The sequence below is a fragment of the Phytopseudomonas dryadis genome (genome assembly GCF_004327355.1).
Taxonomy (GTDB): Bacteria; Pseudomonadota; Gammaproteobacteria; order Pseudomonadales; family Pseudomonadaceae; genus Aquipseudomonas; species Aquipseudomonas dryadis.
On record NZ_QJUM01000006.1, the window covers coordinates 1 to 14,364 of the forward strand.

Consider the following 14,364-nt stretch of genomic DNA (forward strand, 5'->3'; position numbering starts at 1 on the left):
TGTGCAGTCATGCGTAAATACCTGACTGGCGTCTGGGCTTGCCTGAAGCTCGGTGTGCCTTTCGATTCATCCGAGCTATTCAGCAATGAACACCTGAAAAACGCTTGACCACTAACAGAGTATCTACAGGCGCCTGATTCCGAACGGGCTCCTGCAGGCCAGGGATCAAGACGGTATCCACGGGAGTCCGACGGTTCATGATTGACACGACACTAGTGTCGCGTCAACGATCAAATGTCGCTGATGACGATCTATTTTGTGTACAGATCGGCGATCATTGGCAGATGGACAAATACACGATCACCCTGACCTCTGAAGAACGAAAGCAACTGGAAGCGATGCTGCGCAAGGGCACTCACGCTTCGCACAAGTTGCTCAATGCCCTGATCCTGCTCAACTGCGACCAAGGCACTGGTGCTGATGGGCAGCGGCGCAGCAGCCAGCAGATCGCCGATGTCCTGCACATCAGTGCGCGCAAGATCGATCGCATCAAACGTCGCTTCGTCGAGGACGGTTTCGAACTTACACTGGGTGGTGGCCGCTACCGGAGCAACTACGAACGTGTGGTCGATGGCAATGTCGAGGCGCACCTGGTGGCCTTGAGCTGCAGCGAACCGCCCACTGGGCACGCGCGCTGGACACTCAAGTTATTGGCCGACAAGGCTGTGGAGCTGAACTACGTGCAGGCCATCTCGCGTGAGACAGTCAGGCGTACACTCAAAAAAACGAACTCAAGCCATGGAAGAAGGTCGGCTGGGTGATTCCCCCGAACGCCAATGCCGAGTTCGTAGCGGCCATGGAAAATGTGCTCGACGTCTACCACCGTCCCTACGACCCGCAGCGCCCGGTGGTTTGCATGGACGAGACGCCGCGCCAACTCATTGGGCAGGTTCGTCCAACCCAGCCAGCCCGGCCGGGGCAACCCGAGCGCGAGGACTATGAATACCAGCGCTTGGGCGTGTGCAACGTCTTCATGGCCTGCGAGCCGCTGGCAGGACGGCGCATGACCAAGGTGACCGAACGCAAGACCAAGGTGGACTGGGCGCACTTCCTACAGGATATTGCCGCGGCCTACAGCGAGGCCGAACGCATCACTCTGGTGATGGACAACCTCAACACCCACACGGCCGCGTCACTGTACGAGGCCTTCGCCCCCTGCGAGGCCAAGGCGCTGTGGGATCGCTTCGAGTTCGTCTACACACCCAAGCATGGCAGTTGGCTGAACATGGCCGAGATCGAGCTCAATGTGATGATTGGCCAATGCTTGGATCGTCGGCTGGACTGCATCGACAAGGTGCGCGAGGAGGTTGCCGCCTGGCAGCAGCAGCGCGATCAGCTCAAAGCCAAGGTCAATTGGCAGTTCACCTGTGCCGATGCGCGCATCAAGCTGAAACGGCTATATCCGACATTTGATGTGTGACGAGACACTAGTTGGCCTCGTCGTGGTCTTCCCAGTCGCGGGTACGGCCGACGGCTTTCTTCCAACCGGCGTACAGCTGTTCTTTTTCCGTTTCCGCCAGTTGCGGTTCGAATTCGCGCTCGATCACCGCCTTGCCGCGCAGCTCGTCCAGGCTGCTCCAGAAACCGCAGGCCAGGCCCGCCAGGTAGGCGGCGCCGAGGGCCGTGGTTTCACGCATCTGCGGGCGCTCCACCTGGGTGCCGAGGATGTCGGCCTGGAACTGCATGAGGAAGTTGTTGGCCACGGCGCCGCCATCTACCCGCAGGGCTTTCAGGCGCTCGCCGGAATCCTGTTGCATGGCGTCGAGCACATCGCGGGTCTGGTAGGCGATGGATTCCAGGGCGGCGCGGATGATGTGGTCGATGCGTACACCACGGCTGAGGCCGAACAGCGCGCCACGGGCATAGGGATCCCAGTAGGGCGCGCCCAGGCCGGTGAAGGCCGGCACCAGGTACACGCCATTGCTGTCCTTGACCTTGCCGGCGAAGTATTCCGTGTCGTAGGCGTCGTTGACGACTTTCAGTTCATCGCGCAGCCACTGGATGGTGGAGCCGCCGTTGAAGATCGCGCCCTCCAGGGCGTAGGTCACTTCGCCGCGAGGGCCGCAGGCGATGGTGGTGAGCATGCCGTGCCGGGATTTCACCGCCTTGTCGCCGGTGTTCATCAGCAGGAAGCAGCCGGTACCGTAGGTGTTCTTTGCCTGCCCCGGTTCGACGCACATCTGGCCGAACAGCGCCGACTGCTGGTCGCCGGCGATACCGGCGATGGCGATGCCGCTCTTGGTGTGGCCGTAGATTTCCGAGGAGGACTTCACCTGCGGGAGCATTTCCCGCGGGATGTCCAGCACCTCCAGCATCTTCGCATCCCACTCCAGGGTGTGGATGTTGAAGAGCAGGGTGCGCGCGGCGTTTGTGTAGTCGGTGACGTGGGTCTTGCCGCCGGTGAATTTCCAGATCAGCCAACTGTCGATGGTGCCGAACAGCAGCTCGCCGTTACGGGCCCGTTCGCGGCTGCCTTCGACATGGTCGAGGATCCACTTGAGCTTGGTGCCGGAGAAGTAGGGATCGGTGACCAGGCCGGTGGTGTCGCGGATGTAGTCTTCCAGGCCGTCACGCTTGAGCTGCTGGCAGATCTCGGTGCTGCGGCGGCACTGCCAGACGACGGCGTTGTAGATCGGCCGGCCGCTGTTCTTGTCCCACACCACCGTGGTTTCACGCTGGTTGGTGATGCCGATGGCGGCCACCTGGTCGTGATGCAGGCCGGCCTGTGCGAGGGCCTCGACCATCACCGCGCTCTGGGTGGCGAAGATTTCCATCGGGTCGTGTTCGACCCAGCCGGCTTGCGGGTAATGCTGGGCGAACTCGCGTTGAGCGATGCACACCACGTTGGCGTCGCGGTCGAAAATGATCGCGCGCGAGCTGGTCGTACCCTGATCGAGGGCAATGATGTAGTTCTTGTTCTGAATGTCGGTCATGTCGATTGCCTTGGACGAAGAGAAGGGCGGGGGGCGCGGCGCGGGATCTGTCGGGCAGGATCACGCACCGCGGGATTCAGGACACTTTGACTTTGCCATCGGCGGCCCGTTCGGCCTCGGTGGCGACGATGGCACTGGGCAGGTGCCGGGCGATCATCGTGCGGTAGCTCGCCGCACCGAGGCAGGCACCCAGGATAGGGGCGAAGATCGGCACCAGGAAGTACGGAATATCACGGCCGCCCGTGAGCGAAATCTCCCCCCAGCCAGTAAGGAACGTCATCAGCCTGGGGCCGAAGTCCCGGGCCGGGTTCATCGCGAAACCGGTCAGCGGGCCCATCGAGCTGCCGATCACGGCAATCAGCAGGCCGATCAGCAGCGGTGCCATCGGACCCCGGGGCAGGCCGTTGTTGTCATCGGTCAGGGACATGATCACCCCCATCAGGATCGCGGTGATCACCACTTCCACCAGGAACGCCTGGCCGGTGGACAGCGCCGGATTGGGGAAGGTGGAGAACACCGCGGCCAGTTCCAGGCTGGCCTGGGAGCCACGGAGCATCTGCTGGGTTTTTTCGAACTCGAAGAACAGACTGCTGTATAGCGTATAAACCAACAGGGCGGCGCAGAAGGCGCCGGCGATCTGGGCGAGGATGTAGAACGGCAGTTTGCGCTTTTCGAAATCGGCGAACAGGCACAGGGCGATGCTCACCGCCGGGTTCAGGTGCGCGCCGGAGACCCCGGCGGTCAGGTAGATCGCCATGCTGACGCCGATCCCCCAGATGATGCTGATTTCCCACAGGCCGAAGCTGGCGCCCGCGACCTTGAGCGCGGCGACACAGCCGGTGCCGAAGAAGATCAGCAGTGCCGTGCCCAGGAACTCGGCCATGCATTGGCCCGATAGCGACGGTTGTTGCAGAGCGGTTGTCATGAAGAACCTCGATTCTTGTTGTTGTATGGCGCGGTTGCAAAGGGCCCGGACCGCGACGCCCGGGAATGCTGGCGTCGCCATTCCTGCCTTGTCCTGCTACAGGATGCAACCCTGTATCAGTCGCGAAATGTTCATAAACGAAAAAATATATACAAGAAACGCCCGTTGTCAAAGGTTGAAATCGAACGGTCGGTCATTTTCTAGCGGTCGATCAGGTGAATGCTGTCCCTGGCAATCCCGGGGCTGCCAGGGACAGTCGAAGGTGCGAGGCTCAGGGGCCGGTGTCCTGGGCAATCGCGCTACGGCGTCAGGGCATCGTCCGCACTCGATGAAAAGCGCTGGAGGCTGGAAAGCTGGACGAGAAACCGCTGTTTCGCGTCGTGCTCGAGCCGCTTTTCGTTCAGCCTCCAGCTGTCCAGCGCTGTTTTCGGCTCGGGCTCCTGCTTCGCTCTACCTCCTGCATCCATGCAGTCGCCGGCTCTTCGAGCGCATAGCGCGACTGCCCTGGCCGGTGTCCTGGAATAGAGCCTTTTACCAATGAATGGCCTAAAATTCGCGCGCGTCGTTTTGCCTTTTCATTCCGCGCCTGGAGCTGCCATGACCCCTGCACTGGATCTGCTGAAAAAAGTTCGTGCCGAACATCGCATCCACAGTTACGAACACGATCCCAAGGCGGCGTCTTACGGCCTGGAGGCGGCGGAGAAGCTCAACCTCGCCCCGGCGCAGGTCTTCAAGACGCTGCTGGCCAGCAGCGAAAAGGGCGAGCTGCTGGTGGCCGTGGTGCCGGTAACCGGCTCGCTCGACCTCAAGGCGCTGGCCCAGGCCGCCGGGGTCAAGAAGGCCGACATGGCCGCCGTGGAGGTGGCGCAGCGGGCCACCGGCTACCTGGTCGGCGGCATCAGCCCGCTGGGGCAGAAGAAGCGTTTGCGCACCTTCATCGATCGCAGCGCGCTGGATTTTCCCAGCATCCATGTCAGTGCCGGGCGCCGTGGGCTGGAGGTCGAGCTGAGTGCCGAGACCCTGGCCCAGCATACCCAGGCGCAGTTCGCCGCCATCGGCCGAGGCGCTTGAGCATGACCTCATGCCGCCTGGCCAGCGACCAGGGCGCCAGTATGTTCGAGGCTCCGGCGCGGCAGCGTCCTGCGTGTCGATAATGCTATGGTGAAGAGCAATGGAGTGCTGCCGTTTCCGGCCGACTGCCCCGGTGGCGCGTGCCGAGGTGATCGAAACCACGGCGCTGTCGCCTATCCGGCCGGTTTACGATTCGGCTCCATACTGCTGAGGGAGCCGGCGACTGGCATGACCGAGCCCGCTTGTTTGCAGGCACTTTCTTACAGAAGAGGCAGGAGGCTTGTCTGTGTTGGAACCCTGTCGTTGGTGGGCGTGCGGCCTGTTGCTGGTCGCGGCGCTGGGCAATACCCCCGCCAGGGCCGAGACCCTGGTCATGGAGGCGGATCTCTGGTGCCCGATCAATTGTGCCGAGGACGCCGAGCGGCCCGGTATCTTCGTCGAGCTGGCCAGGCAGATCTTCGCCGACGCCGGGATCGAGGTGGAGTACCGCGTGACCAACTGGGCGCGTGCGCTGCAGGACGTGCGACATGGCCGGGTCAACGCCCTGGTCGGCGCCGGCATTCGCGATGCGCCCGACTTCATCTTCGGTAAAGTCCCCGCGGGCATCTCGCGCACCTGTTTCTACGCGCGTCCCGACAGCACCTGGCGCTACACCGGCCTGGCCTCGCTGGAAACCATCCGCCTGGGCGCGATCAATGGCTACAGCTATGGTGAAGAACTCGACAACTACATCCGCCGGTACCAGAAGGATCTCGACCGGCTGCAACTGGCCGCCGGCGAACAGGCGCTGGCGCTGAACGTGCGCAAGGTGGAGCTGGGGCGGGTCGACGCCACCCTGGAAAACACCTGGGTCATGGCCATGTACCTGGATCGCCATGACGCCAGCGGAGCGTTGCAGAAGGTGGGCTGTCGCGTGCCGGACGTGCCTATCTACATCGCCTTCTCCCCCGTGCTCGCCTCCAGCGCCCGCTACCGCGACATCTTCGACGCCGGCGTGCAACGCTACCGCCGGGATGGACGCCTGGCCGCGCTGCTGCAGCGCTACGGCATTCGTCGCGAGCGCTGATTGCGAAATGACGCCGTTGCACTGGTCTCGACCAGCGCTTGCGTTCGCCCTGACCGCTGTCCCTCGAGCGTAGAGAACGGCCAGAAGCGAACGTTTAGACTAGGAAAAATCCCCTTTGGCCAACGAAAGCCAAGACTGAATACAATAGGCGTCCGATTACCCAAGGCCCTGAATATGGCCGCATCGAACAAGGAGCTCTCCTCCATGGCCTCCCCAGATAAACAGAAAAAACGCGCCCAGCGAGCCAAAGCCAAGGCCAGGCAGAACCGCTTGGGCAAGTCCAAAACCAATTTCGTACATCCGGTACTGGCCAATCCGCTGATTGACGAGCCGTTCGATGATGTCGAAATCGACCTGAGCACCTTCGACTTCAAAGACATCGAAGAGAACGGTTTCGACCCGGCGGACTTCGCCGATCTGTTCCAGGCGATGAAAGTTGGCGAAAGCATCAGCCTGCTCGCGATGTGCCTGGTGTTCCTGCAATACCCGGTGTTGCAGCTGGTGGTTGTTGAGGAAGAGGAAGAACCGGCCACCGACTTCATGATGGGCCTGCTGATCACCTATCGCGGGATCTTCCACGATGAAGACGAAGACACGGCAGTGGAGTGGCTTGGCAGCGACGCCTTCCAGAAGGCCTACAACGAAGCGTCGCTGGTCCTGCAGAAGAAGAACGCTCGCGGTACCACCGGCGGCGGTGTCTAGCCGTACGCAGAGCCGCGACTGTTGGCAAGTCCATTCGACCGGTATCCGGATCTGACGGAAGCGGTTATCGCGCTGAATCCGCCCGATGATTGCTCGTGGCCGCTTCGGGGCATTCGCAAGAGGCCGCCATGAGGTGGCTGTTTCCGTTAGTTGATAGCTATTGCTCGTTTTAAACCTGACTACTCCTGCGGCGAACCCTCTTCTCTGCACAGGCCAGGATTCTCGCTGAACACCATACGCCGAACATGTCCACTGTCGAAGAACGGCACCTCGGGACAGTAGCGTTGGCCTGCTGGGGTCTGCGTTGGTTTCCAGGCTATCTCTTCAGTTCGCAATAGGGTCGGTTTCTGTCCGCGCGGATCGGGCTTCCAGATGTCGATATACATACGCTCCAGGAGTGCCCCGTCATCGATGTCGCAGGTTTTCGGATCGATCTGACGCAATCTCAACCGCCCATCTGCGGTCTGTTCGACCCGGCTGGCGAACTCGATGAAACCGTCGCCGTAACTGGGTGCGATGTAGCAAAGGCGTCGTGTGGCGCCATCCAGCAGTGGCAGGAAGTAACTGCTCCGGGTCTCGACTTCTTCGACCTCGCTCCCCTTCCAGCGATAGGTTGATACGCCGTGCTCGCAGCAACTGGCTCGCCAGTAGGAATAGACGGTCCGGTGAACCGGGTCGAACTCGGCCGAGCTAATGGCCTGCAAAGATGCTGGTGCATCGGCGAAGCGACCCGTGGTTGCGTCGTACAGCCAGGTCTGCTGGGGAATGTTGGGGCCGGCGGGGAGGAACAGGGCGAGGCTCAGGTCCGGCCAGCCGTCGAAGTTCGCGTCGACCAGGGCGGGCGTGAAAATGCTACAGGTTCCCTCGGACTCCGTTTCCAGGGTCTGGAACAGTGTGCCGTCCTTGTACAGGCGGATAGCCGACACCAGCGGCGGCGTGTTGCAATCATCGTCCTCTTCCCCGGGTAGTGAGTCCGCGAGCAGGCGTATCTCATAGGGGAAGCGCGCCGTCAGATCGTCCTGGGTGTGGATCTGGCGCAAGGCCAGTGGAAGCGTCCGCTTGCCGTTGGGCGAAGTCCAGGTGCCAGTGATGCCGTCCTGCAGGGACTCTATATGCCAGATGCCCGTCGTGTCGGCTCCATGGCCGCTGTCTCGCTCGGTCAGCTCAGCCCCCTCGCCCCGCATCCGCCCCGTCAACACAAGCTGGCTGCGCGTTTGGGCCTTGCAGGGCTGATAGCAGTAGCTGCCCGACAGACCATCAGCAATGCGGTTCAGCATGATTTTCACCTGCCTGCTCCCCAAGGTTCCGTCCCAGGAGCGACTCCAGACGGGAAACTCCACGGAACTGGCAGGCACTTGCGCTGCGTTGACCGGCATCGCCGGCAGCCAGACCAAGGCCAGGATGAACGGAAAGCAGGAAAGAAAACCACGGGTTGCGCGCATGCAACCTCCTTGTTCCTGGGCGAGCCGAACGACGCCCAGTATGATCTCATCCTTACGAAACGGGCGGTTTTCCGACTCAGAGCTGTCTGTGGGAAATGGCCGGAGTCGGCCTGACGCTCAGCGCAGCCCGCAGGTCTGGCGCGAGCGCTCGGCGTGAGTCACTGCTCCAGCATCGAGGCCAGGACGGGGTCAGTGGGAGAAGCATACCGATGGCATCTGCCGAAAACCCCAGGCCCCCGTAGCAAGTGCTTCGCTTCTTGCGATCCTTTTGGATGACTAAAGCAATCGCTGCCCGATGAGCTTCCTTCTGCCCATTGAAAAGCGGGAGTCGTAACTCCCACCCTTTCGCTCGGCACCCAGCCTGGTTCTGCAATCGTTAGAAATCGACCGACGCGCTGACCGAGAGCGTACGCGGGGCGCCGAGCACGAGGTAGTTGGAGCCCGGATAGCCACCGGTGGATGCCCAGTAGTCACGACCGGTGACGTTATCCAGACGCGCCCGCAAGGTCACCTCGTGCTCGTCTACTTTGAAGCCATAGCGGGCACCGAGATCCAGACGAGTCCATGAAGGAATCTCAAGGTTGTTGGCGTTATTGGCGTACTGACTGCTTGTGTAGATGACACGGCTGGTGAGTGTCAGGCCATTGAGCCCCGGTACATCCCATTCACCGCCAATGTTGGCCTGAGTCTTGGGCACGCCGATCGGCTCGTTGCCATCGTTTTCACCATACTGGGTCTTGGTCAACTCCGCATCCAGCAGCGTCAAACCACCCAACAGACGAACGCCCTGTGCGGGCTCACCGAAGACCGAGAGTTCGATACCGCGGTTGCGCTGCTCGCCACCGTCCTTGAATACCTGGTTTTCGACGATACCGACGGGCTTTTCAGTCTGGAATACCGCAAGGCTTCCGCCCACGAAGCCGCCATCGTATTTCAGGCCGATCTCGGTCTGTTTGGCGACATAAGGCGCCAGCGACTCGCCGGCGTTGAGAATCGGCGCAGTTGAACCATCGGGGAGTGTGGTAGTGGCTCCTGCGGTATCACCTGCGGTCAAGCCCTCGATGTAGTTCCCGTAAACCGATAGCTGCTCGTTCAACTGGTACACGATGCCTGCGACGGGTGTGGTCTCGTACTGCTTGTAGTTCGAGGTGCGGTTGCCGGTGTTGTAGTCGTATCCAGTCACGTCCAATCCCTGGCGACGAGCCCCCAGGGTGACCAGCAACCGATCCTCGAAGAAACCGAGTGTGTCAGCGATTGCCAGGCTTTGCGTATGTGTGCGTGCCGTGATGTGGGGATCTGACATCGAGCCGCTGAAGGAATTGTTCTCCGGCTGTACACCGTCATAGGGGTTGTAAAGATTACCGGCAATGGGATTGCTGAAGTTGCCCTGCCATGCGTTTCGATCCTTGGTGTCGTACATGGCCCCAGAAACGACCCATTCATGGGATACCGGCCCGGTCTGCAGGTTGAAACGCAAACCTACCTCGCCGGTCGTGACGGTTTCTTCCCGGTAATTGTCGAAGCGACTAGCAGAGGTCACACCAGAAGCGTCTGACGAGGGGTTGGCCAGTACATTCTTTTCTTCGCCCTTGCGCATGCCGGCGGCGGCCCACGTGGTGATGGCGTCAGACAGGTCGTATTCCGCGCGAAACGTCCCGAAGGTCTGCTTCTCTTTCGAGTATGTCCAAGACTGTGCGTAGTTGTCTTTCGCATCCGGCGCACTGGGAATACCCCCGACAGGGGTGACGCTGGGCTGCGGGTTATCGATGAAGTGATACTGATGACCCACATCGGCGGACAGACGCAGACGATCGCCCTGGTAATCGAGCCCCAGGGCGAACATTTCCAGGGTGCGATCCTGGTCTTCCACTGAGGTTTCACCATCACGCTTGGCGACGTTCAGACGAACACCGAAGCGGTCTTGCTCACCAAAGCGGCGCGCCACGTCGGCAGCGACGGTACCAAAGCCGTTGTTTTCCGCGCCCACGGTGAGCCGGGTGAGGGATTCGTTCGGCGCACGCTTGGGCAGGATATTGATGGCGCCGCCGATCCCTGTTCCGCCCGGTGCCGCGCCATTGAGGAATGCGTTGGCGCCTCGAAACACCTCCACGCGCTCGATGAACTCGGATGCCACGTACTGCCGCGGCAACAGTCCATAAAGTCCGTTGTAGGCGATGTCATCGGAATAAAGCGGGAATCCCCGCATCATGTAGAGCTCCTGGAAGTTGCCAAATCCACGAGCGATCCGAACGGAAGGATCGTTCTGCAAGATGTCCGCTACGCTATGCGCCTGCTGATCCTGAATGAGCTGATTGGTGTAGGACGTGGAAGTGAACGGCGTTTCCATGTAGTCCTTGTTCCCGAGAATGCCGACCCGGCCGCCACGAGCCACTTGCCCGCCCTCGAACTCGGGCACCAAGCCTTCTCGCGAAGCGTCGGCACTTGCGGAGATCGCGGTTTCTCCCAACTCCAGTGCGGCACCCCGACTTTCGTCTTTTTCAGCCGGCTGCGTCTCTTGCGCCGGAAACTCCAGCGTTGTTTGTGCATGGACGGCTGCCGAGGAAAAGCTGGCCATGAGGCAGATCGGCAACCATACGGAGTTCACTGCTGCCTTGCGTGGGAAAAAAGGAATGGGCATGAGTAATCCTGCTGACCGAGAAGGGGGTAAGTGCTTGAGCGAAAGGGAACGAGCCAAATAATAGCATTCTAGCGAATGGGAATCTTTTCCATTAATGAATTTCAACAACGAACCGTCGGAAAGGTCGTGTTCGAAAAGGGGGGGATTGATTTGCCGATATAAAACGCCCGCTCCTGGCAGACTTCTGTCAGTCACATCGCTGCCGTCCGCCGGCCAAGCCGGACGCAATCGGTGATCGGCACCGATGCAACTGGCTGGTCAGGTGGGCGCGATTGCGCGTGCTGATCGCGCAGGCCTCCAGCAGTACCTGAGGGCGATGGCCGGTCACGCTGTTTTCCGACCTGCCGCGTTGCCTGCAGGTGGACTGTTACGCTGCAATAACCCGGCGCTGTACCGCAGCGGACGCAGCCACTGCGGGCATGCTGGGTGACGTTCAGGTCACGTTCAGGAGTTGCCCGTCATGTCTCTCGAGTTTCACCAGGTCGATGCCTTCAGCGACCGGCCTTTCGCCGGTAATCCGGCCATGGTCTATCGCCTGCGGCAATGGCTCGACGATGCGCTGATGCAGCGGATCGCCGCCGAGCACAACCTGGCCGAAACCGCGTTCGTGGTGAAGGAGGGCGATGCCTGGCGCATACGCTGGTTCACGCCCAGGGCCGAGGTGCCGCTGTGCGGACACGCGACCCTGGCCAGCGCCCATGTGTTGTTCACCTGTTATGACGAGCCGGGCGAGCGTATCGATTTCCTCTATGGCGGCGGAGCCTTGGCGGTGACCCGTGAACAGGACCGGCTGGTACTGGACTTTCCCGTGCAGCGCCCGCAGCCCATCGACACGCCGGCCGAGCTGGCGCAGATCCTCGGGCAGACGCCGGTGGCCGTGCTCGATGCGCCGCAGTTGCTGGTGCTGCTGGAGTCCGAGGCGGCGGTGCGTGACTGCGCGCCGGATCTCAAGGCGCTGGCCCGCCTGCCGTGGAACGCGGTAGTCGTCACCGCGGCGAGCCAGCAGTTCGATTTCGTCTCGCGCAACTTCGCGCCGGCCATCGGCATCGACGAAGACCCGGTGACCGGTTCGGCCCATTGCATTCTCATTCCCTATTGGGCGCAGAGGCTCGGCCGCAGCGAACTCCAGGCCTACCAGGGCGGTGCGCGTGGCGGGCGCCTGTGGTGCCGCCTGGAGGGGGAGCGGGTGAAGATCGCCGGTCATGCCCATTTGCTGAGCAGTGGCAGGTTGCACCTGGACGCCTGAGAACAACGACGACGTATCGCGAATGTAGGCGCGCCGACCCCGGCGCGATGCGAGAGTGGCCATACCGCAGAAATCGTGGTACGGCCACGATTCGCCGCGAGGTCGCGGCTCCTACAGTATGTCCCGTCCAGCTACGGGCCATGCAACCAGACGTTGACCGGCTGACGCGATCTAGCGGGTGCCGCTGTAACGGCGCACGCCGCTGAGCGTCGCCTGGGCCGCGACGCTGCCGGGGGCGGCGAAGGCCACCAGGTGATCGGCCGCGACGCGAATGCCCACCTGCTCGCCGGGCTGATGGTCGGCATGGCTGGGGAACAGGGCTTCGAGCTGGCTGCCGGTGGGCAGTTGCAGGCGATACAGGGTGGCCGCGCCGAGGAAGGTCTTGCCGACGATCAGCGCCTGGCGCGGGCTGTCCGGGTCGTGGACGATATCGTCCGGGCGTAGCAGCACGTCCACGGCGCTGCCGGTCGGCCAGGTGTAGGCACGGTTGCCGCGGATCGGCCCCAGTTCGGTCTGTACCTCATCGGCGGCCGACAACTGCCCGCGGATGAAGTAGCCCTGGCCGATGAAGCTGGCGACGAAGGGCGTCTGCGGTTCGTGGTAGAGGTTGAATGGCGTATCCCACTGTTCCAGGTGGCCGGCCTTGAACACGCCGACATGATCGCTCACGGCGAAGGCTTCTTCCTGGTCATGGGTCACCAGGATGGCACTGGTGCCACGGCTCTTGAGGATGTCGCGCACCTCGTGACTGAGGCGCCGGCGCAGCTCGCCATCGAGGTTGGAAAACGGTTCGTCGAGCAGCAGCAGGCGGGGCTCGGTGGCCAGTGCGCGGGCCAGCGCCACCCGCTGTTGCTGGCCGCCGGACAGTTCGTGCGGGTAGCGTTGGCCCAGTTGATCGAGCTTGACCAGTTCCAGCAGTTCGTCGGTGACGCGTGCGCAGTCGGCCTGCTTGCGGATACCGAAGGCGACGTTCTGCGCCACGCTCAGGTGCGGAAACAGGGCGTAGTCCTGAAACACCATGCCGATGCGCCGCTTCTCCGGCGCCAGGGTGAAGCCGGGGCTGGAAATCACCTCGCCGGCGAGACGGATTTCCCCTTCCAGCACCGGTTCGAACCCGGCGATGGCGCGCAGCGTGGTGGTCTTGCCGCAGCCGGAGGGGCCGAGCAGGCAGCCGATGTCGCCGGCGTTGAGGTGCAGGTCGAGGTGCTGCACGACCCGCTGTTCGCCGTAGCCGCAGCCCAGGTCGCGCAGACTCAACAGCAGTGGCTGGCTCATGCGTGGTGGTAGGCCGGTTCGACGAGGAATTCGAGCAGGGCCTTCTGCACGTGCAGGCGGTTTTCCGCCTGATCCCAGGCCGCCGAGCGCGGATCGTCGAGCAGGTCGACGCTGATTTCCTCGCCACGGTGGGCGGGCAGGCAGTGCAGGAACAGCACGTTGTCGTCGGCCGCGTCGAGCAAGGCGCGGTTGACCTGGTAAGGGGTGAACAGCTCGAGACGTTCGGCGATCTCTTCTTCCTGGCCCATGGAGGCCCAGACATCGGTGCTCACCAGGTGCGCGCCGATCACCGCCTCGCGCGGGTCGCGGAAGATCTTCACCCGCTCGCCGGCTTCGCCGACCAGGCCGGCATCGGGCTCGTAGCCCGGCGGGCAGGCGACATGCAGCTGGAAGTCGAATTGCTGCGCCGCTTCTATATAGGAGTTGCACATGTTGTTGCCGTCGCCGATCCAGGCCACGGTCTTGCCGACGATGCTGCCGCGGTGCTCGTGGTAGGTCTGCATGTCGGCCAGCAGCTGGCAGGGGTGCAGGTCGTCCGACAGACCGTTGATCACCGGTACGCGGGAGTTGGCGGCGAACTCGGTCAGGGTGCTGTGGGCGAAGGTGCGGATCATCACCGCGTCGAGCATGCGCGACATGACGATGGCCGCATCGCCGATCGGCTCGCCACGGCCGAGCTGGGTATCGCGCGGCGACAGGAAGATGGCCTGGCCGCCGAGCTGGATCATGCCGGCCTCGAAGGACAGTCGGGTGCGGGTGGAGGCTTTCTCGAAGATCATCCCCAGCACGCGGTTCTTCAGGGGCTCGAACAGGACGCCACGGTTGCGCAAGTCCTTCAGCTCCATGCCGCGTCGGATCAGGCCCACCAGCTCTTCCGGTGTGCAGTCCTTCAGCGAGAGAAAGTGTCTTGCGCTCATCGTTAACTACCTTTTGACAAACAGGGCGCAGGCTCTTTTTCACGGGAAAACGGGAGAGCCTGCGGCTGGGGGCCGCACAGTGCGACGAAACGGGGAAGGCGCGATCTTATAAGCAAATGACGATCAGGCGCAAATCGTCCCGATAACGC

At 62.2% G+C, this 14,364-nt stretch carries 11 protein-coding genes; 5 read left to right on the top strand and 6 right to left on the bottom strand.

Annotated elements, in window-relative coordinates; all coding sequences use genetic code 11:
- Positions 1-284: 284 nt before the first annotated feature.
- Positions 285-1,420 (top strand): IS630 family transposase gene (locus DNK34_RS06420; protein WP_131174073.1). Its coding sequence is split into 2 segments (ribosomal slippage): positions 285-729 and positions 729-1,420, totalling 1,137 coding nucleotides; the frame shifts between segments, so codons are not numbered across the junction.
- Between the two features lie 7 nt (positions 1,421-1,427).
- Here the strand turns inward: DNK34_RS06420 and glpK are convergent.
- On the bottom strand, positions 1,428-2,933 hold the full coding sequence (glpK, locus tag DNK34_RS06425) for a glycerol kinase GlpK (protein WP_131173891.1): 1,506 nt from the start codon (positions 2,931-2,933) through the stop codon (positions 1,428-1,430).
- 76 nt (positions 2,934-3,009) lie between these two features.
- Positions 3,010-3,858, bottom strand: coding sequence for an MIP/aquaporin family protein (locus DNK34_RS06430; RefSeq protein ID WP_131173892.1), 849 nt, complete (start codon positions 3,856-3,858; stop codon positions 3,010-3,012).
- Between the two features lie 597 nt (positions 3,859-4,455).
- On the opposite strand from DNK34_RS06430, the gene ybaK reads away from it, so the two are divergent.
- The 3 genes from ybaK to DNK34_RS06445 all read left to right on the top strand — a co-directional run bounded on the left by ybaK (position 4,456) and on the right by DNK34_RS06445 (position 6,697).
- On the top strand, positions 4,456-4,929 hold the full coding sequence (gene ybaK, locus DNK34_RS06435) for a Cys-tRNA(Pro) deacylase (RefSeq protein WP_131173893.1): 474 nt from the start codon (positions 4,456-4,458) through the stop codon (positions 4,927-4,929).
- A gap of 286 nt (positions 4,930-5,215) precedes the next feature.
- Positions 5,216-5,995 carry a substrate-binding periplasmic protein gene (locus DNK34_RS06440; RefSeq protein WP_242675303.1) on the top strand — a complete coding sequence of 260 codons (780 nt, stop codon included), beginning with the start codon at positions 5,216-5,218 and terminating at the stop codon, positions 5,993-5,995.
- A gap of 204 nt (positions 5,996-6,199) precedes the next feature.
- Complete coding sequence (locus tag DNK34_RS06445; RefSeq protein WP_131174075.1) at positions 6,200-6,697, top strand: hypothetical protein; 498 nt, start codon at positions 6,200-6,202, stop codon at positions 6,695-6,697.
- Between the two features lie 179 nt (positions 6,698-6,876).
- Here the strand turns inward: DNK34_RS06445 and DNK34_RS06450 are convergent, their stop codons facing one another.
- On the bottom strand, positions 6,877-8,139 hold the full coding sequence (locus tag DNK34_RS06450; RefSeq protein WP_131173894.1) for an XAC2610-related protein: 1,263 nt from the start codon (positions 8,137-8,139) through the stop codon (positions 6,877-6,879).
- A gap of 376 nt (positions 8,140-8,515) precedes the next feature.
- Positions 8,516-10,777 carry a TonB-dependent receptor gene (locus tag DNK34_RS06455; RefSeq protein WP_131173895.1) on the bottom strand — a complete coding sequence of 754 codons (2,262 nt, stop codon included), beginning with the start codon at positions 10,775-10,777 and terminating at the stop codon, positions 8,516-8,518.
- Between the two features lie 460 nt (positions 10,778-11,237).
- Here DNK34_RS06455 and DNK34_RS06460 point away from each other — a divergent pair, with 460 nt between their 5' ends.
- Positions 11,238-12,023 carry a PhzF family phenazine biosynthesis protein gene (locus DNK34_RS06460; protein ID WP_131173896.1) on the top strand — a complete coding sequence of 262 codons (786 nt, stop codon included), beginning with the start codon at positions 11,238-11,240 and terminating at the stop codon, positions 12,021-12,023.
- A gap of 171 nt (positions 12,024-12,194) precedes the next feature.
- On the opposite strand, the gene DNK34_RS06465 is transcribed toward DNK34_RS06460, so the two are convergent.
- The gene (locus DNK34_RS06465; protein WP_131173897.1) at positions 12,195-13,298 is read right to left on the bottom strand and encodes an ABC transporter ATP-binding protein; all 1,104 of its coding nucleotides are present in this window, start codon (positions 13,296-13,298) and stop codon (positions 12,195-12,197) included.
- Complete coding sequence (gene argF / locus DNK34_RS06470; protein WP_131173898.1) at positions 13,295-14,215, bottom strand: ornithine carbamoyltransferase; 921 nt, start codon at positions 14,213-14,215, stop codon at positions 13,295-13,297. The genes DNK34_RS06465 and argF overlap by 4 nt, the downstream gene beginning before the upstream one ends.
- Between the last annotated feature and the right edge of the window lie 149 nt (positions 14,216-14,364).

Bases quoted from the DNA above. Each gene is read 5' to 3' on its own strand.
- glpK (WP_131173891.1), bottom strand. From the start codon at position 2,933: ATGACCGACATTCAGAACAAGAACTACATCATTGCCCTCGATCAGGGT.
- DNK34_RS06430 (WP_131173892.1), bottom strand. From the start codon at position 3,858: ATGACAACCGCTCTGCAACAACCGTCGCTATCGGGCCAATGCATGGCC.
- ybaK (WP_131173893.1), top strand. From the start codon at position 4,456: ATGACCCCTGCACTGGATCTGCTGAAAAAAGTTCGTGCCGAACATCGC.
- DNK34_RS06445 (WP_131174075.1), top strand. From the start codon at position 6,200: ATGGCCTCCCCAGATAAACAGAAAAAACGCGCCCAGCGAGCCAAAGCC.
- DNK34_RS06450 (WP_131173894.1), bottom strand. From the start codon at position 8,139: ATGCGCGCAACCCGTGGTTTTCTTTCCTGCTTTCCGTTCATCCTGGCC.
- DNK34_RS06455 (WP_131173895.1), bottom strand. From the start codon at position 10,777: ATGCCCATTCCTTTTTTCCCACGCAAGGCAGCAGTGAACTCCGTATGG.
- DNK34_RS06460 (WP_131173896.1), top strand. From the start codon at position 11,238: ATGTCTCTCGAGTTTCACCAGGTCGATGCCTTCAGCGACCGGCCTTTC.
- DNK34_RS06465 (WP_131173897.1), bottom strand. From the start codon at position 13,298: ATGAGCCAGCCACTGCTGTTGAGTCTGCGCGACCTGGGCTGCGGCTAC.
- argF (WP_131173898.1), bottom strand. From the start codon at position 14,215: ATGAGCGCAAGACACTTTCTCTCGCTGAAGGACTGCACACCGGAAGAG.